General features: G+C 71.8%; 14 protein-coding genes. 6 read left to right on the top strand and 8 right to left on the bottom strand.

Translation table 11 applies throughout. The features are described from left to right. Positions 1–39: 39 nt before the first annotated feature. Both ACIRVK_RS37255 and ACIRVK_RS37250 read left to right on the top strand, forming a co-directional pair. On the top strand, positions 40–471 hold the full coding sequence (locus tag ACIRVK_RS37255; RefSeq protein ID WP_404255165.1) for a tetratricopeptide repeat protein: 432 nt from the start codon (positions 40–42) through the stop codon (positions 469–471). A 94-nt stretch (positions 472–565) separates the two neighbouring features. Then, on the top strand, positions 566–1,639 hold the full coding sequence (locus ACIRVK_RS37250; protein WP_404255163.1) for a LacI family DNA-binding transcriptional regulator: 1,074 nt from the start codon (positions 566–568) through the stop codon (positions 1,637–1,639). A gap of 72 nt (positions 1,640–1,711) precedes the next feature. Here the strand turns inward: ACIRVK_RS37250 and ACIRVK_RS37245 are convergent, their stop codons facing one another. Continuing rightward, positions 1,712–2,734, bottom strand: a complete 1,023-nt coding sequence (locus ACIRVK_RS37245) for an LLM class flavin-dependent oxidoreductase (protein ID WP_404255161.1) — start codon at positions 2,732–2,734, stop codon at positions 1,712–1,714. A 114-nt stretch (positions 2,735–2,848) separates the two neighbouring features. Between ACIRVK_RS37245 and ACIRVK_RS37240 the strand changes: the two genes are divergently transcribed. Then, the gene (locus ACIRVK_RS37240) at positions 2,849–3,190 is read left to right on the top strand and encodes a hypothetical protein (protein WP_404255159.1); all 342 of its coding nucleotides are present in this window, start codon (positions 2,849–2,851) and stop codon (positions 3,188–3,190) included. Between the two features lie 76 nt (positions 3,191–3,266). Here ACIRVK_RS37240 and ACIRVK_RS37235 read toward each other — a convergent pair whose 3' ends face one another. Genes ACIRVK_RS37235 through ACIRVK_RS37225 form a run of 3 tightly spaced genes read right to left on the bottom strand, consistent with a single transcriptional unit; the run spans position 3,267 to position 8,324 of the window. Then, positions 3,267–6,023 carry an alkaline phosphatase family protein gene (locus ACIRVK_RS37235; protein WP_404255157.1) on the bottom strand — a complete coding sequence of 919 codons (2,757 nt, stop codon included), beginning with the start codon at positions 6,021–6,023 and terminating at the stop codon, positions 3,267–3,269. A 4-nt stretch (positions 6,024–6,027) separates the two neighbouring features. Then, a complete protein-coding gene (locus ACIRVK_RS37230) occupies positions 6,028–7,386 on the bottom strand; it encodes an ABC transporter permease (RefSeq protein WP_404255155.1) in 1,359 nt (452 codons plus the stop codon). Continuing rightward, complete coding sequence (locus ACIRVK_RS37225; protein ID WP_404255153.1) at positions 7,383–8,324, bottom strand: ABC transporter ATP-binding protein; 942 nt, start codon at positions 8,322–8,324, stop codon at positions 7,383–7,385. Before ACIRVK_RS37225 ends, ACIRVK_RS37230 begins: the two co-directional genes overlap by 4 nt. Positions 8,325–8,532: 208 nt before the next feature. On the opposite strand from ACIRVK_RS37225, the gene ACIRVK_RS37220 reads away from it, so the two are divergent. Then, entirely contained in the window at positions 8,533–9,540 is a 1,008-nt protein-coding gene (locus tag ACIRVK_RS37220; protein WP_404255151.1) for a hypothetical protein, read from the top strand. Between the two features lie 41 nt (positions 9,541–9,581). Here ACIRVK_RS37220 and ACIRVK_RS37215 read toward each other — a convergent pair whose 3' ends face one another. From ACIRVK_RS37215 to ACIRVK_RS37205, 3 genes are all read right to left on the bottom strand, one after another. Next, positions 9,582–10,820, bottom strand: coding sequence for a cation:proton antiporter (locus ACIRVK_RS37215; protein WP_404255149.1), 1,239 nt, complete (start codon positions 10,818–10,820; stop codon positions 9,582–9,584). 5 nt (positions 10,821–10,825) lie between these two features. Then, positions 10,826–11,311, bottom strand: a complete 486-nt coding sequence (locus tag ACIRVK_RS37210; protein ID WP_404255147.1) for a cation:proton antiporter regulatory subunit — start codon at positions 11,309–11,311, stop codon at positions 10,826–10,828. Between the two features lie 174 nt (positions 11,312–11,485). Further along, positions 11,486–13,552, bottom strand: a complete 2,067-nt coding sequence (locus tag ACIRVK_RS37205; protein ID WP_404255145.1) for a SpoIIE family protein phosphatase — start codon at positions 13,550–13,552, stop codon at positions 11,486–11,488. Positions 13,553–13,763: 211 nt separating this feature from the next. On the opposite strand from ACIRVK_RS37205, the gene ACIRVK_RS37200 reads away from it, so the two are divergent. Continuing rightward, on the top strand, positions 13,764–16,226 hold the full coding sequence (locus ACIRVK_RS37200; protein ID WP_404255143.1) for a SpoIIE family protein phosphatase: 2,463 nt from the start codon (positions 13,764–13,766) through the stop codon (positions 16,224–16,226). A gap of 15 nt (positions 16,227–16,241) precedes the next feature. Here the strand turns inward: ACIRVK_RS37200 and map are convergent, their stop codons facing one another. Then, positions 16,242–17,009, bottom strand: coding sequence for a type I methionyl aminopeptidase (gene map, locus ACIRVK_RS37195; protein ID WP_404255141.1), 768 nt, complete (start codon positions 17,007–17,009; stop codon positions 16,242–16,244). Positions 17,010–17,194: 185 nt separating this feature from the next. On the opposite strand from map, the gene ACIRVK_RS37190 reads away from it, so the two are divergent. Next, the gene (locus ACIRVK_RS37190; protein WP_404255139.1) at positions 17,195–19,840 is read left to right on the top strand and encodes an alpha-L-rhamnosidase C-terminal domain-containing protein; all 2,646 of its coding nucleotides are present in this window, start codon (positions 17,195–17,197) and stop codon (positions 19,838–19,840) included. Positions 19,841–19,882 lie beyond the last annotated feature (42 nt).

Here is a 19,882-nt window from a genome sequence, read left to right as displayed (position 1 = left end):
ATGGCGGGTGGCGGCGTCAACCGGGAACGGAGGAACACGATGACGGACGAATTCCACGGGTACCTCGCCTCCGACGGAGTGGCGCCGGACCGGTGGGCCAGCGCCCTGCACCTGTTCGACAACGGCGCCGGCGTGCCGCACGAGGAGACCACGACGGAACGCTGGGAGCGGGCCCGGCTGCTGTTCGAGGCCCGGGACTACATCGGCGCGGCACCGCTGCTCGCGGCCGTGGTCGAGGAGGCGCCGGAACAGACCGGGCCGCGCCTGCTGCTCGCCCGCGCCTACTACCACTCCGCCCAACTGCGCCGTGCCGAGGAACAGTTGCGGGTGATCGTCGAGCGGGACCCGGTGGAGCACTACGCTCACCTGATGCTCGGGCGCACCCTGCAACGCCAGGGCCGCGCGAAGGAGGCGGAGCCGTGGCTGCGCATGGCCGCCGCGTTCGCGGGCGAGTTCCCGGACGGCGACTGAGCGGCGGGCGTCGGCCGAGCCCGTGAGCACCGTCATGACGGCGTAGTCAGGCGGGTGACCGGCTAATATCGGCTGCCGGACACGGGGAGACGCGATGGTGCGAGGAGCAGCGCGGGGCGGTGGTCCCGCCACGCCGACCGGTATGGACGTGGCCCGGCTCGCCGGGGTCTCGCAGAAGACCGTCTCCCGGGTCTTCAACTCGGAGCAGTACGTGTCCGCCGAGGTCCGCCGGCGGGTCCTGGAAGCCGCCGAGGAACTCGGCTACCGGCTCAACAGTGCGGCCCGGACGCTCGCCTCGGGCCGCACCCGCTCCATCGGCGTCGTCGCGCTCGGGACAGCGCTGTACGGACCCGCCTCGCTGGTCATCGGCATCGAGCGGGCCGCCCGGGACGCGGGCTACGCGCTCCGGGTGGTCAACACGCTGGAGGGCGACCCGGGCGGGGTCGCCGGAGCCGTCGAGTCGCTGCTGGAGCAGGGAGTGGACGGCATCGTCGTGTCCGAGCCGATCGACGAGGGACCGGTCTCGCTGAGCGTGGACGTCCCGGTCCTCGTGCTGGGCGCGCCCCTGCAGTTCGGCGGCCCCCGGACGGTGGCGGCGGGGGCCGGCGCGGACTCGCTGGCCAGGGCCGCCACCGAACATCTGCTGGACCTCGGGCATGTGACGGTCCATCACCTCGCGGGCCCACACCGCTGGTTCGCCGCCAGGGACCGCCGCGCGGGCTGGGAAGCGGCACTGACGGCACGCGGCATCGCCCACCCGCCCGTCCTCACCGGCGACTGGTCGGCAGCCTCCGGCTACGCGGCCGGCCGCGAACTCGCCTTCTCCAGTGACGTCACCGCGGTCTTCGCCGCCAACGACGACATGGCCATCGGCCTGATCCGCGCACTGACGGAAGCCGGCCTGCGCGTACCGGAGGACGTGAGTGTCGTCGGCTTCGACGACATCCCCGTCTCCGCCTACGTCACACCCCCGCTGACCACCGTGCGGCAGCCGTTCGACGCCGTGGCCCGCGACGGGCTGCGACTGCTCCTCCAGGCCATCGAGAAACCGGACGCGGAACCGGCACCGGCGAGTGAGCCGCCGGTCGAACTCGTCGTCCGCGCCTCGACGGCACCGCCGCCGAACCGGGGCCGCTCGGCAGACGGAGGCCCGACGGTCCTGCCGTGACCGGGGCGACGAGACGGCCGGACCAGGCGCGGTCACGCGAGGTCCGACCGTTTCCCGGGCTCCGGCGGGATGTCAGCGCCAGCCGAGCTCCGGGGCCACGTGCGTGAGGATGCTCTCGAGGACATGGGCGTTGTAGTCGACGCCGAGCTGGTTCGGGACGGTGAGCAGCAGGGTGTCGGCCGCCGCGACGGCCTCGTCCTCGGCGAGTTGCTTGACGAGGACGTCGGGTTCGGCGGCGTACGTGCGGCCGAAGACGGCGCGGTTGTCTCCGTCGATATGACCGATGTGGTCCTTGGAGTCGCGTTCCCGGCCGAAGTAGGCACGGTCCCGGTCGTCGACGAGCGCGAAGACGCTGCGGCTGACCGACACCCTGGGCTCGCGCTCGTGGCCCGCGGCGCGCCAGGCCTCGCGGTAGGCCTCGATCTGCTTGCGCTGCTGGACGTGCAGCGGCTCGCCGCTCTCGTCGAACTTGAGCGTCGAGCTCTGCAGGTTCATGCCGAGCTCCGCCGCCCACACCGCCGTCGCGTCGGAGCCGGCCCCCCACCAGATACGCTTCCGCAGCCCCTCGGAGTGCGGTTCGAGGCGCAGCAGCCCCGGCGGGTTGGCGAACATCGGGTTGGGGTTGGGCTGCGCGAACCCTTTCCCGGTGAGCATCTCGAGGAGCACCTCGGTGTGCGCACGGGCCATGTCGGCGTCGGACCCGTCCTGCGGGGGCCGGTAGCCGAAGTGCCGCCAGCCGTCGATGACCTGCTCCGGTGAGCCCCGGCTGATCCCGAGCTGGAGACGCCCGCCCGAGATCAGGTCCGCGGCGCCCGCGTCCTCGGCCATGTACATGGGGTTCTCGTAGCGCATGTCGATGACACCGGTACCGATCTCGATCCGGCTGGTGCGTGCGCCGATGGCCGCGAGCAGCGGAAACGGCGAGGCGTGCTGCCGGGCGAAGTGGTGGACGCGGAAGTACGCGCCGTCGGCTCCCAGCTCCTCCGCCGCCACCGCCAGGTCGATCGCCTGGAGGAGGGAGTCGGCGGCGGTCCGCGTCTGCGAGTGCGGCGAGGGCGTCCAGTGCCCGAAGGACAGAAACCCGATCTTCTTCATGCTTGGTTCAACGTTCTACGACTGAGTTCATTCCGTCGGCGGGGGTAAGTACAGGGCAGGAAGTCGGCGATATTCATGATCATGCGGAGTTCACGTTTCCATCGGGGGTACGCCATGGACGCACGTGAGGAGGCCGCCCGCGGCCTGAGCGACATCGAGGGCTTCCTGTACCGGGAGGCCCATGTGGGAGCGGCACGTCGGCGGGTGGCGGGGTTCACCGCCCGGACCGAGGGGCTGACGCCGGAGCAGCGGCGCGACATCGAGCAGTGGTACCTCGACGAGCAGGAGTACGTCGCCCGCATGGTCACCGATCACATCGCGGACCGCATCCACGTGGTCGAGGCACAGCACCAGGTGCGGATCCGGCGCTGGCTGCGCGGCACGCTCATCGCGATGGTCCTCGTCACCCTCGCCATGATCGTGTGCGTCGCGGTGATCCTGGAGTCGCGCGGCTGAGCACGGGGTGGCACACGGGACGGCCCCCTGGACGGCAGGCTGCCGGGCCAGGGGGCCGCGCGGTGGTCCGGCCGGGTCAGCCGTCGGACTCCGACGAGGGAAGGTAGGCACCGGGTACGGCGTTCGGCGTGTAGACCTTCTTGTCTCCGGGGTACGGCTTGGTCCAGTCGTGCGTCTGGTACCAGGTGTAGCGGTTCATCTGCTCGGCGTTGGCGTAGTCGGGCACGGCGTTCGGGCCGGTCAGCCGCTGGTGCGTGGCCCAGGCCTTCCACTGGGCCGCGAGGCCCTGCGCGGCCTGCGGCACCGCCGCCGACGTCGGCGCGGCCGCCGCCTTGGAGTCCTGCGGCGCAGGGGTGTCCGAACCGCAGGAGGGCTGCGGGCTCACACCGAGGGTCAGCGAGGTCCGGTTGGGCACCGCCGTGAACGGCGTGTCGTCCGGCTTGAGGCTGAACGCTCCGTACATCGGGGTGGCCGCGCTGTCGAGCTGGTTCATCGGGTGGATGCCGAGGATCTGCTCGATGGTGCGGACCATCGTGATCTGCGAGTAGTAGTGGCTGTCGACCCTGCCGTGCTGGGCGTAGGGGCTGATGACCTGCACCGGGGCACGGTGGCCGTCGACGTGGTCGAGACCGTTCTGGGAGTCGTCCTCGGCGACGAAGATCGCCGAGTCCTTCCAGTACTTGCTGTGGGATATCTCGTCGACCATCCGGCCGACCGCGAGGTCGTTGTCGGCGACCTCGGCGGACGCGTTCGCCGGACCGCCGGTGTGGTCGTTGGAGAACCAGAACATGTTCAGGTTCGCCGGACCGTTCTTCTCGAAGTCCTGCTTCCAGATCTGTTCCTTGTAGATGTCCGGGACATTGAGGTCGAACAGCGGGAAGCCCTGGACGGACACCTTGTTGAGGGAGGGGATCGCCGAGCCCGTCTTGATGGGGTAGGCGGTCTGTGCCCCGGTCGCGGCCATGTTCTTGCTGTCGCAGTACAGGTTCTGCCAGGTCGCGCCGGCCGGCTTGGACTCGATCGACTGGAACTCGCCGAAGTCCTTCACGGACTTCCCGGCGGCCTGGGCGCCGGTCCAGATGAAGCCGGACTTCTGGTGGCCGAGGACGTCGTCCTCGGTGTCGTAACTGCGCGTGTACTCACCGGCGGAGGACTCGGTGTACTCCGGGTTGTCCGACTGCATCAGCCAGTTGTGGCCCTCGGCGGAGTTCGTACCGACGTCGTAGAAGTTGTCGTAGAGCCCGAACTGCTCGGCGAGGGCGTGCTGGTTGGGCGTCACGTTCGCGCCGAAGGTGGTCAGCGTCGAGTCGCCGTTGCCCTGCGGCAGGTCGCCGTAGACCTGGTCGTAGGTGCGGTTCTCCTTGACCAGCAGGAAGACGTGCTTGATCGTCGAGGAGTCGCCGAGCCGCAGCGGGACCGGCAGCGGCAGCGCATGGCCCTTGCCCCTGGCCGTCACCAGGGAGCCGGGCGTCCAGCCGTTCTGCCGGAAGACCTTGGCCGTCTGGGAGCGGACGACCTTGTCGTCCGGCAGCGTGAACTGCGTCAGGCTCGACGTGGTGTCGTGGGTGTTGTGGCCGGCGCTGGTGCTGGGGCGACGCGCGTCGATACCGCGCGTGTTGGAGACGACCACCTTCTTTCCGACGGTGGTGATCTCCGAGGGGAAGTAGTCCGTGGGGAGCAGGCCGACGTAGCGGGCCGGCTGCTGCGGGGAGGTGTAGCGGTAGACGGCGACGGCGTTGGCGCGGCCGAGCGTCACCAGCAGGCGGCCGTCGTCGGTGAGCGTCACCGCGTTGGGCTCGTAGCCGACCGAGGCCTCGGGCCAGGGCTGGGTGGCGATGGTCTGGACGACCTTGTTCTTGGCCGTGCTGATGACCGAGACGCTGTTGTCGGCGGTGTTGGTGACGAACACCGCGCCCTTACCGGCGTACACCGAGGTCGGGTGCAGACCGACGTCGATGCTGCCGACGGCGGCGGACGGGTCGGCCGTGTCGATGACGCTGACGGTGCCGGTGGCGGCGGCGCCGGTGTCGGGGTTGGCCGGCACGTCGGTGCCGTAGGAGTTCATCGTGGTGTCGCCGACCCGGGCGGGCCGCCCGCCCTCGTTGCTCACGTAGAGCTTGCCGCCGACCAGGGCGAGGCCGCGGGGGGCGTTGCCGACGGCCCAGCTCTGCGTGATGGTTCCGCTGGCCGCGTCGATGGCGACGACCCGGTTCTGGCCGTTGACCGCGGAGTACACGGTGGAGCCGTCGGCCGAGAAGACGGCCGCGCCCACCAGCGCCTGCTTGGTGCCGTCGGCCGGGATGGAGACGGTCTGCGGGTTGGCGAGGGTGCCGTCCGCGTCGACGGTGAACTTGGTGTAGCCGTCGGCCTGGCCCAGCCACAACTGGGTGCCGTCGGGCGAGTACGTCGGGCCTTCCTGGCCGACGGAACCGGTCTTGATCCGCAGGTCGTCCGCGGCGCCCGTGCCGACCTTCTGCTTCACCTGGCCGGTCGCGAGGTCCAGCACCACCAGGGAAGCGTCGCCGTCGGCGACCGCGGCCGCGAGGTGGGTGCCGTCGGGGCTGACCGTGGACGACATGATCTTGCCGTCGTTGACGACGGTGCGGCTGCCGTACGGCTTGATGTACTGGTCGCTGGATATGACCTGGCCGTTGGCGGTGGTCTGGGCGACCTGCTGGGTGCCGAACTGCCACGTCTGGGCGACAGCGGTGCCCGTGACGCCGAGGGCGACGGCGATCCCCGCCGCCACCAGGGTGGTGCGGCGGCCGACGCGTCTGCCGAAAAGGCGGAACTGCTCCTGCTCGTCGATCCGGCGCTGCCGTGTTACCTGCACGGAATCATCCCTTCGCGGTGGTGTCGAGCAGCTCGACGGCGCCGTCGAACTGCCATAGGGGGTTCGGGGCGTCCCCGGTGGGGGTACGGACCAGGAAGTAGCCGTTGACCTCCTTGGGTCCGTCGCCGTCGGCCACGAACCGCCCGTCCGAGGCGACGTCGAGCTGGTAGACGGCCGTTCCGGCCACCGCGACGTCGGGGAGATGCCAGGTCACCACGCAGCGCCAGTCGTTGCCCGCGCCTTCTTGAGCGCCCTGGCCGTCGCTCTTGGTGCACGCCGCCGTCGCCCGCAGTTGCGCCTCGGTGACGGCGGGGCGGTGCAGCTCGCGGGTCTGCAGGCGGTAGAGGTGCGCGAAGGCCGTCGCCACCGACCGCTGGACCTTGCCCTGTTGGATGCCCGAGCCCATGGACGGGGTGGCCGCGGCGACCGTCGCCACGGTGAGGACGGTCAGCGCGGCCATCGGCAGCAGCCCGAGGGTGATCGCGCGGCGCCCGGCGCCGTCGTAGGCCGCGTTGGTGAAGTCACGCCGTACGAACAGCAGATACGCCAGCGTCGTCGCGAGCACGGCCCACACCAGGCTCACCGTGACGCCGATCAGGAGCGGGCCGAGCTGCGCGGGAGCGGTGAACAGGCCGTTCCAGGAGACGAAGGCGTAACCGGGCAGCGCGAGGCGTACGGCGACCGGCAGGGGCAGCATCTGGGCGACCTGCATCCCGAGCGCGACGAGCGGGGGCAGCAGCAGCCCCATCGGGGAGCGGCCCAGCGCGATCGACCCGAGCAGACCGAGTGCGGCGAGTGCCATGGTCGGGGCGAGGGCGGCGGTCCAGGCGAGCAGGACCCGGCCCGCCGCGTCCGACGCCGTCAGCAGGTGGCCGTCGAGGCCGACCAGCGGCTGGTCGCCGACCGACGCCAGCCCGCCGGCGACGCCGGAGAAGGCGAGACCGGCCACCAGCAGCAGGATGACGGTGAGACTGGCCAGCGACTTCGCGAGGAAGATCCGCCGTGGCGAGCGGACCGCCACCAGCAGGTGGCGCCAGGTGCCGAGCCGGTCCTCGGCGGCGAACACGTCGCCGGCGACGACCGAGGTCAGCAGCGGCAGCGCCCAAGTGCCGGCGAAACCGAGGACGACCAGGGGCCCGGCCCACCCGGTGGCGTGCATCCAGCGGCCGAAGAGCGTGTCGGACGGCAGGGTGCTCTGCCGGCTCACCCCGGCCACGAACAGCGCGGGCGCGATCCAGCAGGCGAGGACCAGCAGCCGGATCCGCCACTGGGAGAGCAGCTTCACCAACTCGAAGCGGTAGCCGCGCGAGAGCGGGACGCGGCGGGCGATGGCAACGCTGTCATCGGCGACGGCGACGGTCATCGGCCGTCCTCCTGGTGCTCGGTGAGGGCGAGGAAGGCGGCCTCCAACGGCGAGATCACCGGCGCGAGTTCGCGCACCGCGACACCGGCCCGCACGGTCTTCGCGACCAGTTCGTCGAGAGCGGATACCAGCGCGCGGACCACGAGCACCTCGGCGTCCTGCCGCGTCCCGGTGTCCTCGACGATCCGGATCCCGTCCGTGTCGGCGGCCAGCAGACGCGCGGCCCGCGGGTCGGAGGTGCGCAGCCGGTAGTCGAGTTCGCGGTTCTCGGCGGCCAGTTTGCCGAGTGGACCGGAGAAGACGACCCGGCCGGTGGCGAGGATGGTCACCTCGGAGCACAGGGCCTCGAGGTCGTCCATCCGGTGGCTGGACAGCACGACGCTGGTGCCGCCCGCGGCGAGCCGGGTGAGGACACCGTGCACATGTCTCTTGCCGGACGGGTCGAGGCCGTTGGAGGGTTCGTCGAGCACGAGCAGCCGGGGCTTGGTGAGCAGGGCGGCGGCGAGCCCGAGTCGCTGCCGCATGCCGAGGGAGAAGCCGCGGGCCTTGTCGTCGGCGACGCCGGTGAGCCCGACCTGGTCGAGCACCTCGTCGACGCCCGCGGTGCGTGCGTCCTGGCCGCGCAGCCGGGCCAGCGCGAGAAGGTTCTGCCGGGCGGTGAGGGAGGGGTAGAGCCCGGGTCCGTCCACGAAGCCGGCGACGCCGTCGGGAACGGCGAGCGCCCGCTCGATGGGCGTCCCGAGCATCTCGAGCCGGCCGCTGTCGGCGACGGCCAGACCCAGCAGAAGCCCGAGCAGTGTCGTCTTGCCGGCCCCGTTCGGCCCTACCAGACCGTGGATCTGACCCTGCGTCACATCGAGGTCGACGCCGTCGAGTGCCACGACCTCGCCGAAACACTTGCTGATCCCACGCGCCCGGACCGCCGGCAGTGTGTCCATAGTCCCCTCTGGTCCCCTCTTCCCCAACCCCAAGGAAACCTAGGGACGGCACACAGTCCGGGCCAGGGCCCTGCGTTGAACGTCCAGGAAACGGATCGTCAAGTCATTGGCAAGTACATGAGTACGAAGCCACCCGCAACGGCCCAGAGTCGGGCAACGGTGCCGTGGCGTGCGGCGCACGGCGCGCGTTCGGCGGACACTGGGAGGTATGACCAGCAAGCCCAGGCAACCGTCCCGCCGCGCCGTGCTGCTGGGAGCGACGGGCACCTTTCTCGGGGCGGCCGGCTGCGGCAGCGGCTCCGCGCACACGTCCCCGTCGTCGCCGTCGGTCGCCGACCCGTCGGGTTCGGCGTCGCCGACGTCCCTCACCCCGCAGGCCGCGGCGCTGCCGCGCACGACGCCGTGGCGGCCGACGTCCGCCGAGGTCACCCCGGCCGCCAAGCTCCGTGCCGTCCAACTCGTCGAGGCGATCGGGGCCTGGCCCGACGGCAAGGGCGGCGCGGCCGCGGCCCGGACCCGGGTGGCCGCGCTCCGCCAGCCCACCGCCCTCGTCGGTGAGGCCGGCCCGCTGCTGCCGGCCGCGGACGCGGCCGCCCTGCAGGTGGTCGACGCCCAGTACGGCGGCATCCTCAGCGACTCCGCCAGCGTGCTCGTCGTCTGCCGTCAGTGGACCCGCCGCGGCGGCACGGTGAGCGCGGGCGGTACGACGGTCGACGTACGGCTGGTCCGGGCCGCCTCCGGCTGGACGGTCACCGCCCTGCACCCGGCCGAGCCCGGAGCGGCCGTGTCACCGCTGCCGAGCCGGGTCCGCACCGTCCTGTCCGACTCCCGCATCCAGTTGCCGCCCGCCGCACAGGCCGACCTGCGCAGCGGACACATCCACGACAGCGTCCTCGGCGCGATGCTGCGTCTGGCGGGCACGTACCGCATGTACGTCAGCGTCGTCCGCTCCGGCCATCCGCTCGACGTCTTCGGCACCAGCCGCCCCAGCGACCATCCGCTCGGGCGGGCCTTCGACGTCTGGCAGATCGACGGACACGCGGTGGTCGACCCGGCCACCTCCCGCAACCTCATCGAACGCTTCATGCGGGACGCGGCGGCGGCCGGCTCCTACAACGTCGGCGGCCCCCTCCAACTGTCCGGCGGTGCCACCGCCAACCAGTTCTTCAGCGACGACACCCACCACGACCACGTCCACATCGGCTTCACCAGCTGAGTCCGGACGTGGTGGCGGGCCCGCCCCTCGGCCGACGACGGTCAGGGCCGCCCCGCTTCGTGCGGTTCGAGAACCGCGGTCTCGGCCTCGGCCGGCGCCTCCTGCGGCCCGGAAGGCGTGCGCAGCCGTCGTGTGAGCGACAGGGCGATGGGCTCGGTGTAGCGGGCGGTGAGCGGACCCAGGACGACCAGGATCAGCACGTACGCCGTGGCCAGCGGGCCGAGCGAGGGCTCGATGCCGGCGGTGACGGCGAGCCCGGCGATGACGATGGAGAACTCACCCCGCGCGACCAGCGTGCCGCCCGCGCGCCAACGGCCCTTGGCGGAGATTCCGGCCCGGCGCGCCGCCCAGCAACCGGTGGCGATCTTCGTCGCGGCCGTGACGACGGCCAGGGCGAGCGCCGGCAGCAGGACCGGCGGGATGCTGGCCGGGTCGGTGTGCAGGCCGAAGAAGACGAAGAAGACGGCGGCGAACAGATCGCGCAGCGGCGCCAGCAGGTTGTGCGCGCCCTCGGCGACCTCACCGGACAGGGCGATGCCGACCAGGAAGGCGCCCACGGCGGCGGACACCTGCAGTTGCTGGGCGAGACCGGCGACCACGAGGGTCAGCCCGAGCACGACCAGGAGGAGTTTCTCCGGGTCGTCGTTGGAGACGAAACGGGAGATGTGCCGCCCGTAGCGCACCGCGACGACGAGGACGACTCCCGCCACCCCGAGGGCGACCCCCAGCGTGAGACTCCCGGCCGCGATCCCGGCGCCCGCCAGCAGCGCGGTGACGATCGGCAGGTAGACCGCCATCGAGAGGTCCTCCAGCACCAGGATGCTGAGGATGACCGGCGTCTCGCGGTTGCCCAGCCGGCCCAGGTCGCCGAGGACCTTGGCGATCACCCCGGACGACGATATCCACGTCACGCCCGCCAGTACGACGGCCGCGACCGGGCCCCAGCCCAGCAGCAGCGCCATGGCCGCGCCCGGCAGGGCGTTGAGTGCGGCGTCGACGAGGCCGGCCGGGTACTGGGTCTTGAGGTTGGAGACGAGATCGCTGGCCGTGTACTCCAGACCGAGCATGAGCAACAGCAGGATCACGCCGATCTCGGCGCCGATGGCGACGAACTCCTCGCTGGCGCCCAGCGGCAGCAGCCCGCCCTCGCCGAAGGCGAGCCCGGCCAGCAGGTAGAGCGGGATCGGGGAGAACCGGAAGCGTGCGGCGAAGCGGCCCAGCAGTCCCAGGGCGAGGATGATGCCGCCGAACTCGATCAGGAAGCGTGCGGAGGAATGCATGCGGCTCACTCCCGCCCGAGTATGCCGGCAGCGGCCTCGACGCCCTCGCGGGTACCGATCACGATCAGCGTGTCGCCGCCGGCCAGCCGGAAGCCGGGCGTCGGCGAGGGGATCGCCTCAGCCCGCCGCAGCACGGCCACGATGGACGCGCCGGTCTCGGTGCGCATCCGGGTCTCGCCCAGCAGCCGGCCGTTCCAGTAGGAGAGCGTCGACAGCGCGATCCGCTCGGCCACCAGGCCCAGTTCGGTCGTGGACAGCAGGTTCGGGCTGTGGTGCGCCGGCTTCATCGCGTCGATGAGCGCCTCCGTCTCGGCCGCGGTCAGCCGCACCGACAGCGCGCACGCGTCCGGGTCGTCGGAACGGTAGGCGTTCACCGTGCGCGTTCCGTCCCGGTGCGCCACCACCGACAAGCGGCGCTGCTCGCGCGTGGTGAGGTCGTAACGGACCCCGATCCCTGGCAACGGCGTACTGCTGAGGCGTGGCGCACCCACGGCCGACCCCCTCCGACTTTGACATCTCTTTGGTAAACCTTGAACCTCGCCTACCCTACGGGGTGAGGTTCAGGAGGATGCCCGCGAGCTTCGGACTGGCGGCGTTCGCGTAGCAGGCGGTGCGCTGTCGGGTTGTCAACTGGCCGACGGCCGCGGTGCTTTGGCGTCCTCGTGCTACTGAGCCCGCGCGACAAGGAGGGCGACGTCGTCGTAGTCGTCGGGGTGGCGCAGTCCGTACAGGAGGAGGTCGCAGGTCTCCTCCAGGGGCCGGTGCGGTTCGTCGAGGAAGCCGAGCAGGGTGGCCAGGCGGTCGTCGATGGAGTGGTGCCGGGTTTCGACGAGGCCGTCGGTGTAGAGGACGAGGAGGTCGCCCGGATCGAGCCGCGCCGTGGTGGTCTCGAAGGTGACGCCGCCGACGCCGAGCGGGGCGCCGGAGGGCAGGTCGATCAGCTCGGGGGCGTGGCCGGGGCCGGCCAGCGCGGGCGGCATGTGTCCGGCGTTGGCGATCTGGCACTGCCGGGTGCCGGGGTCGTACACGACGTAGAGGCAGGTGACGATGTAGTGCTCCAGATCGCAGGTGATCTTGTCGAGATGGCGCAGTACGGCGCCGGGTTCGAGGTCCAGGTCGGCGTAGGCGCAGGTGGCGGTGCGCAGCCGGCCCATCGTGGCGGCGGCGTCGATGCCGTTGCCCATGACGTCGCCGACGACCAGGGCGGTCTTGTCGTCGCTGAGCGGGATGACGTCGTACCAGTCGCCGCCGACCTCACTGGTGGCCTGGGCGGGCTGGTAGCGGGAGGCGAGCTCCAGCCCCGCGTGCCGGGGCGGATGGTCGGGCAGCAGGCTGCGCTGCAGGGTGAGCGAGGTGTTGCGCACGCTCTGGAACCAGCGGGCGTTGTCGATGGCCACGGCCGCCCGCCCGGCCAGCTCGGCGGCGAGCACGACGTCGTCCTCGTCGAACGGCAGCGGATTGCGGGTGCGCTTGAGGTCGAGTGCGCCGAGTACCTCGCCGTGCGCGATCAGCGGTACGGCCAGATACGAGTGGACGCCCGCCCGGGCGAGCAGCGAACCGGCCTCGGCGTCCCGGGCGATGCGCGGCAGGTCCCGCTCGCCGACGTGGCGCACCAGCACCGGCCGGCCGCTGTGGACGCACAACGTCACCAGCCGGTCCCCCTCGTAGGCCGCGAGCCCACCGGGCGGGTCGGCGGCCCGCAGGGCCACGGTCGGGTGGGCCGCCTTGAGGGCGAGGGCACGGAAGAGCTCCGGGCCGTCGTCCGGTCTGCGGGAGCGGCGGCAGGCCAGCGCCGAGTCGAGGACGTCCACGGCGACCACGTCGGCCAGTTGCGGCACGGCGATCTCGGCCAGCTCCCGCGCGGTCTGCTCCACTTCGAGCGTGGTTCCGACGTGGACCGAGGCGTCGGCGATGAGGGCGAGCCGGCGCCGGGCCCGGTCGGCCTCGGCGGCCGCGCGGTGCCGTTCGGTGACGTCGACGACGGACGTGGCGGCACCCAGCACCCGGCCGCCGGAGTCCTCGAGGCGGTAGAAGGACAGCGACCAGGCGTGCTCGTGGTCGGGGTCGGTCCGCGGACGGCCCACGTGGTACTGGTCGAGCAGCGGAGTGCCGGTGGTGAGCACCTGCCGCAGCGCGGACTCGATGGTGTCCACATCGGGCAGCGGCAGGGTCTCCCGCAGGCCCCGGCCCACATGGTCCTCGGCGGGGATGCCGTCGATGCGCTCCAGCGCCGGGTTGACCAGCAGGTACCGCAGGTCGGAGTCGAGCAGGGCCAGACCGATCGGGGACTGGTCGATCAGCCGCTCGCACAGGGCCAGATCGGTCTCCACCCGCTGGAGCAGGTTGTGGTCGGCGACGATGCCGAGGGCGTAGAGGTCCCCGAGGTCGTCCTGCAGCCGCATGTTGCGGAACTCCATCAGCCGCGTGCTGCCGTCCTTGTGCCGGACGGGGAAGGCGCCGGCCCAGCTGCGGCCCGTCTCCAGCACCTCGGTGAAGAGTCTGACCACCGACTTCATATGCTCGGGGTGGATGAACAGCCGGGCCGCGTAGCTGCCGAGTGCCTCCTGCGCGGAGTATCCGAACAGTTCCTCGGCCTGCGGGGTCCAGAACACGATGCGGCCGTCGGCGTCGAGGACCGTCGCGGCCACGCTCAGGAGGTCCAGCAGCCCGGTGGGCGGGGGCGTTTCGACGCCGCGCGCCTCACCCTCGGACGGGAAGGATTCGGCTGTCATCCCGGAGCACCTCCACCGTTCCGCGGGACTCGGCGACCCCGTCGGCGTCGTCGCGCAACCCGGGTTCTGGCCGGCGGTCCTTCCATGCTCCCTCCGCTGCGGCAGGGGCGGAAGCGGAGGGCGCCCGGCCGGCCCGGTCGGGCGGGCCGGTGCGCATCCGGCGGACAAGCAGGAACATGGGGGTGTACAGAACGGCACCCGGATGGAATCCATGGATCCAGCGCGAGAAGGGCCCGGAGGGCCCACGCCCGCGGAACCGCGCGATCTCCTCGACGCGTCGAGCGACGCGGCGGCGGTACTCTCGGCGCACGGCCTGGTCCTCGGCTGGACCCGCAGTGCCGAGGACCTGCTCGGTTACCCGGCCGCCGAGATGGTCGGCGCCTCCGCCGCCCGCCTGCTGGCGATCCCGAGGGACCCGGCACGGGTGGCCGGCGTGGCCCAGCGGTGCCGCGCCGGCATGGGATGGAACGGCCTCGTCCCGCTCCGGCACCGCGACGGCCGCGTCCTTGACGTCGACCTCAGGGTCTCGGCGTCCTTCCGGATCGGTGCCGACGAGTGCTTCCTGCTCTCGGCGCGGGAGCGGCGGCAGCAGTGGACGATCGGCCAGTCGGTGCTCGACGGGTTCCTGACCCGCTCGCCCGTCGGCATGGCGGTCATGGACCTCCAGCTGCGCTATGTGTGGCTCAACGACACGCTGGAACGATTCGGCGGTGTGCCCCGCGAACAGCGGCTGGGGCGCCGGCTGAGCGAGCTGCTGCCTGGGCTGCAGGGGGCCACCCTCGAAGGGCTGATGCGCAAGGTCCTGAAGACCGGGGAGCCGGTCACCGACTACGAGTACGTCGGCTGGAGCTGGGCGGACCCACACCGCCAGCGCGCCTACTCCACGTCCTTCTTCCCGTTGGTGGACGCCGGCGACTCCGTGACCGGGGTCTGCTACATGGTGCAGGACGTAACTGAGCGCTGGACCGCGCGCCGGCTCCTGACGCTGGTCAACGAGGCCGGTACCCGCGTCGGCACCACCCTGGACGTGATGCGGACGGCGCAGGAACTCGCCGACTTCGCCGTCCCCCGCTTCGCCGACTTCGTCGTCGTCGACCTCCTGGAGCCCGTCCTGAGCACCGAGGGGCACGGGGCGTGGCTGACGGACGCCGGGCCCGCGCCCGCCCAGTCGGCACTGCGGCGCGCGGGGATGAGTTCGGTGCGCGAGGGCTGTCCCGAGGCCGTGGTGCGGATCGGGGGGAGCCCCGGCTTCCTCCCGCCGTCGCACGACCTGAACCTGCTGATCGACGGCGAGCCGATCCTGCTGCCCGTCCTCGATCCGTCCGACGAACACTGGCTCACCGAACACCCCGAGCGGGCGGAACGCATCCGCACGTTCGGCCTGCACTCCCTCATCTCCGTGCCGATGCGGGCCCGGAACACGGCCCTCGGCATCACCACGTTCATGCGGTCCGTCAACCCCGTCCCGTTCCAGTCCGACGACGTGCTGCTGGCCCGGGAACTGGTCGCGCGGGCGGCGCTGTGCGTCGACAACGCACGGCGCTACACCCGCGAACACACGGCGGCCGTCACCCTGCAGCGCAGTCTGCTCCCGCAGGTCCTCACCGGCGGGACCGCGCTGGACGTGGCCTCGGCCTATCTGCCGGCGGACGCCACGGACGGCGTGGGCGGTGACTGGTTCGACGTGATCCCGCTGTCCGGGGCCCGCGTCGGTCTCGTCATCGGCGACGTGGTGGGACACGGCATCACCGCGGCGGCGGCCATGGGCCGGCTGCGCACCGCGGTCCAGACCCTGGCCGACATGGAACTGCCGCCGGACGAACTGCTGGCCCACCTCGACGACCTCGTGCTGCGACTGAGCGCCGAGAGGACCCCCGAGGGGGCGGCCCACGGCAGCACGGCCGCGTTCCTCGGGGCGACCTGTCTGTACGCCGTCTACGACCCCGTCACCGGCCGCTGCAGCATGGCGCGCGCGGGACATCCGCCCCCTGTCGTGGTCGCGCCCGACGGCCAGGTGTCCTTCCCCGAACCCCCGGCCGGACCCCCGCTGGGACTCGGCGCCATGGCGTTCGAGGCCACCGAGATCGAACTCGCCGAGAACAGCCTGATCGGCCTGTACACGGACGGTCTCATCGGGGGCGCGGCCGGTGACATCGAACGGGGCATGGCCCGCCTCGCCGACGTGCTCGCCCACTCCGACGGCGACCTGCCCACGCTGTGCACCTCCGCCGTGCGGCGACTCGTCCCCGCACCGCAGTCCGACGACATCGCCCTGCTCCTGGCCCGGACGCACACCCTCGGCGCCGACCACGTCGTCTCCTGGGAGGTACCCGTGGACCCGGCCGCCGTCGCCGACCTCCGCTCCCGGGCCACCCGCCAGGTGGAGGCCTGGGGGCTGGCGGAGCTGGTCCTGACCACGGAACTCGTCGTGAGTGAACTGGTCACCAACGCGATCCGTTACGCCGAGCCGCCGATACACCTACGACTGCTCCGCGACTCCCACCTGACCTGCGAGGTCGCGGACGCCAGCAGCACGGCACCCCGCCTCAGGCACGCCCGCAGCACGGACGAGGGCGGTCGCGGGCTCTTCCTGGTGGCCCAGCTGACGGACCGCTGGGGAGCCCGCTACACGGCCGACGGAAAGATCATCTGGGCCGAGCAGGAGATCCCGTGACCAACGGGGACGGGATCAGAGCAGGGTCAGGATGCGGGGGCCCCGGTCGGTGATCGCCACGGTGTGCTCGATGTGGGCGGCCCTGCTGCCGTCGGTGGTACGCAGGGTCCAGCCGTCGATGTCGGTGCGGTAGGCGTTGCGGCCGCCCGCCATGAGCATGGGCTCGATGGCGAGGACCAGGCCATGACGGAGGGGGAATCCCCGGCCGGGGCGCCCGCGGTTGGGGACGTGGGGGTCCTCGTGCATACGGCGGCCGATGCCGTGCCCGCCGAAGTCGGCGGGCATGCCGCAGCCCGCCTTGTCGGCCACGGTGTCGATGGCGTGGGAGATGTCGCCGACGCGTCCGCCCACCCGGGCGGCGGCGATACCGGCGTCGAGGGCCTGCTGGGTGGCGTCGATCAGCTCGAGGTCGCCGGGGCGTGGCGTTCCGACGGTGAAGGAGATGGCCGCGTCGCCCGTCCAGCCGTCCAGCTCGGCGCCGCAGTCGATGCTGACCAGGTCGCCGTCGCGCAGCCGGTAGTCCGTGGGGATGCCGTGGGAGACCGCGTCGTTGACGGACGTACAGATCACCGCCGGGAACGCGACCGGTGCGAAGGCCGGCCGGTATCCGAGGAACGGGGAACCGGCCCCGGACTCGTCCAGGACCGCCCGGGCCGCTTCGTCCAACTCCCGCAGGGACACCCCCACGTCGGCCGCGTCCTTGACCGCGGCCAGCGCACGGGCCACCACGCGTCCCGCCTCCCGCATCGCGTCCAGTGCTGCGTCGGTCTTGAGCTCCACCATGTCTCGTCCCTCGCTACGGCGACCCAATACTTATACCGGTATTAGTATCACGGTCGGAAGTCCTCGTCGGCCCTGCGGGAATCGGGGCCCGTGTGCAATCCCTGTACGCGGTGCGGCACTTGGGATAACGTCGCCCTGCCTCCATCAGTTGAATCGTTTCAATCACCTTTGAGGGACGAGGTGCCATGACGTCCAGCCGCACACCGGAAAACCTCGAACAGCCCGGCCCGCGCCGCCGCACGGTCATCGCCGCCGCCGGAGCCGGAGCCGTGGTCCTGACCGCCGGACCGCTCGGCGCGGGCCCGGCCGCCGCGAGCCCCGGCACGGCAGCCCCGGCGGTCGCCGCCTCAGGCCCGCCGCGCCTCGGCACCGGCTGGCAGCGCTACGTCCAGGGGCCGGCCTCCCGCACCGTACGGCCCGAACGCGTCCTCGCCTCGACCGGCGACGTCCGCAAACCCGAAGCCCTGCTGAAACCGGGCGGCGCCAGAACGGTGCTGCGGCGCCCGCAGCCGGCCCCCGCGCCCCGCTGGCCGCAAGGCACCCTGGCCGAAGCGTCGTCGACGCACGCCGGCAACAACGGCAACGACGGACGGCCGCGCACCTACGACGCGGCCAACGCCATCGACGGCGACCCCGACACGTTCTGGAACGACGACACCATCGCCGCCTTTCCCGACACGCTGACCATCACCACGCCCCAGGTCCAGGAGCTGACCGGCATCACGGTGATCTCCAACAGCGACGGCGTACCGACCGACTTCTCCGTCGACGTCTGGGTGGCCGATGCCTGGCAGCGTGCCGCGACGGTCTCCGACAACGATGTCATCCAGCGGGCGGTGCCCTTCGGTACGACCGTGGCCACGGCCAGGGTGCGCATCACCGTCACCGCGGTCCAGGACACCTCCCGGGGCGCCTTCACCCGGATCAACGAGGTGTGGCCCGAGCCGGACGAACCCGTGGTGGCGCCGAGCGTCACGGTCGACTTCGGCAAGGTCGTCGTCGGGTATCCGCGCATCCGGTTCACCTCCGCCTCGGGCAACTCGCCCGGAGTGCGCCTGGCGTTCTCCGAGACGCGGCAGTTCCTCACCGGGCGCTCCGACTTCACCCGCGCCGACCAGTCCGGCGTGGCGAGCCAGGGGACCGACCAGTTCGCCGTGCCGGCCAAGGGCGCGGACTGGACCGACCGAAAGGGCTTCCAGACAGGCGACAAGGTCTACGCCGACGGCCTGCACGGCTTCCGCTACCTGCGCGTCACCCTCGACGCCCTGGCGACCGACGCTCCGGCCGCACAGCCGTGGGGAACCGTCGAGATCGACTCCGTCAGCCTGGACTTCACCGGCTACGTGGGAACGCCCGCGACCTACCGCGGATGGTTCCTCTGCTCCGACGACGACCTCAACCGCTACTGGTACGGCGCGGCCTACACCAACGAACTGGTCACCGACACCTTCCGCCAGGACGACGTCGACCCGCGCAACGCCTGGACACCCTCCCTGGAGGGCAGGCTCGTCCTGCACGACGGGGCGAAACGCGACCGGGACCCCTACGTGGGTGACCTGGCCGTCTCGGCGAGAACCCTGTACCTCACCCATGACGACACCGCGGCCGCCGCCCGCGACGTGCTCGCCGACCTCGCCGACCACCAGCGCTCCGACGGCTGGATCCCCCCGGCCTCCATCGCCGGCTACACCCTCCCGCTGTTCGACTATCCGCTGTGGTGGGTGACCTGCAGCTGGGACTACGTGCTCTACACCGGGGACCGCGCCTACGCCACCCGCTACTACCCGAACCTGCTCAAGGTCCTCGACGTCTGGTACCCGAGCGTCACCGACGAGGCCGGACTGCTCAGCAAGGGGCTCAACAACACCGGCGGCTACGGCGACTACGCCTTCCTGGGACGCACCGGACGGGTCACCTACTACAACACCCTCTACGTCCAGGCTCTCAAGGACGCCTCGCACCTCGCCGGCATACTGGGGCATCAGGCCGACGCGGCACGCTGGACGCGCCGGGCCGACGCGGTGAGCGACGCGATCAACGCGCAGCTGTGGGACGCGAGCGCGGGTGCGTACCTCGACTCGGGCAGCGGCGCCGTGCGGCACGCCCAGGACGGCAACGCGATGGCCGTCACCACGGGCGTCGCCGACGCCGACCGGGCCGCATCTGCCCTCGCCCACCTCGACGCCACAACCCGGCGCCCGTACGGCAACGCCTTCATGGACAACGACACGATCTTCGACGGCGCCTCCCAGCGGGTCTACGCCTTCACGTCGTACCCGGAGATCGTGGCCCGCTTCATCGCCGGGCGGGCCGACTCCGCGCTCGACCAGATCCGCCGCACGTACGGCTGGATGGACCAGCACGACCCCGGCACCACGAACTGGGAGGGCATCGGGCCGAACGGCTCACTGTACGAGGACGCCTACACCAGCATGGCGCACGGCTGGTCCACGGGAGTTCTGCCGGCGCTCACCCATCACCTGCTGGGCGCGAGGCCGACGTCCCCCGGGTACGCCACCTGGCAGGTGCGCCCGCATCCAGGCGACGTCGCCTGGGCGCAGGGTCAACTCCCCACTCCCCACGGCGCGTTGAGGGTCGCCTGGGAGAACTCCGCGACAAGGTTCCGACTCGACGTCGAGGTCCCGCGGGGGACCCGGGCCGACGTCGTGCCGCCGGGGGACGGCACCCGCCTGACGGTGCACGCCGACGGGCGTCCCGTGTGGGACGGGCAGCGCGCGTCGGACCGCGGGGTCCGCCTCCTCGACGGAAGTGTCACGCTCCGCGGACTCGGCCCGGGCACGCACACGGTCACCGCCCGGCAGCACACCTGACCGGCGACCAGACGGAGCGTCGACGCTCTCATGAGGGGCAAG

Origin of the sequence: Streptomyces sp. NPDC101152 (assembly GCF_044768275.1) — a bacterium.
Classification (GTDB): domain Bacteria; phylum Actinomycetota; class Actinomycetes; order Streptomycetales; family Streptomycetaceae; genus Streptomyces.
This window is presented reverse-complemented; position numbering and strand designations above follow the sequence as displayed.

Coding starts and splice junctions, on each gene's coding strand:
- ACIRVK_RS37255 (WP_404255165.1), top strand. CDS start 40: ATGACGGACGAATTCCACGGGTACCTCGCCTCCGACGGAGTGGCGCCG.
- ACIRVK_RS37250 (WP_404255163.1), top strand. CDS start 566: ATGGTGCGAGGAGCAGCGCGGGGCGGTGGTCCCGCCACGCCGACCGGT.
- ACIRVK_RS37245 (WP_404255161.1), bottom strand. CDS start 2,734: ATGAAGAAGATCGGGTTTCTGTCCTTCGGGCACTGGACGCCCTCGCCG.
- ACIRVK_RS37240 (WP_404255159.1), top strand. CDS start 2,849: ATGGACGCACGTGAGGAGGCCGCCCGCGGCCTGAGCGACATCGAGGGC.
- ACIRVK_RS37230 (WP_404255155.1), bottom strand. CDS start 7,386: ATGACCGTCGCCGTCGCCGATGACAGCGTTGCCATCGCCCGCCGCGTC.
- ACIRVK_RS37225 (WP_404255153.1), bottom strand. CDS start 8,324: ATGGACACACTGCCGGCGGTCCGGGCGCGTGGGATCAGCAAGTGTTTC.
- ACIRVK_RS37220 (WP_404255151.1), top strand. CDS start 8,533: ATGACCAGCAAGCCCAGGCAACCGTCCCGCCGCGCCGTGCTGCTGGGA.
- ACIRVK_RS37215 (WP_404255149.1), bottom strand. CDS start 10,820: ATGCATTCCTCCGCACGCTTCCTGATCGAGTTCGGCGGCATCATCCTC.
- ACIRVK_RS37205 (WP_404255145.1), bottom strand. CDS start 13,552: ATGACAGCCGAATCCTTCCCGTCCGAGGGTGAGGCGCGCGGCGTCGAA.
- ACIRVK_RS37200 (WP_404255143.1), top strand. CDS start 13,764: ATGGATCCAGCGCGAGAAGGGCCCGGAGGGCCCACGCCCGCGGAACCG.
- map (WP_404255141.1), bottom strand. CDS start 17,009: ATGGTGGAGCTCAAGACCGACGCAGCACTGGACGCGATGCGGGAGGCG.
- ACIRVK_RS37190 (WP_404255139.1), top strand. CDS start 17,195: ATGACGTCCAGCCGCACACCGGAAAACCTCGAACAGCCCGGCCCGCGC.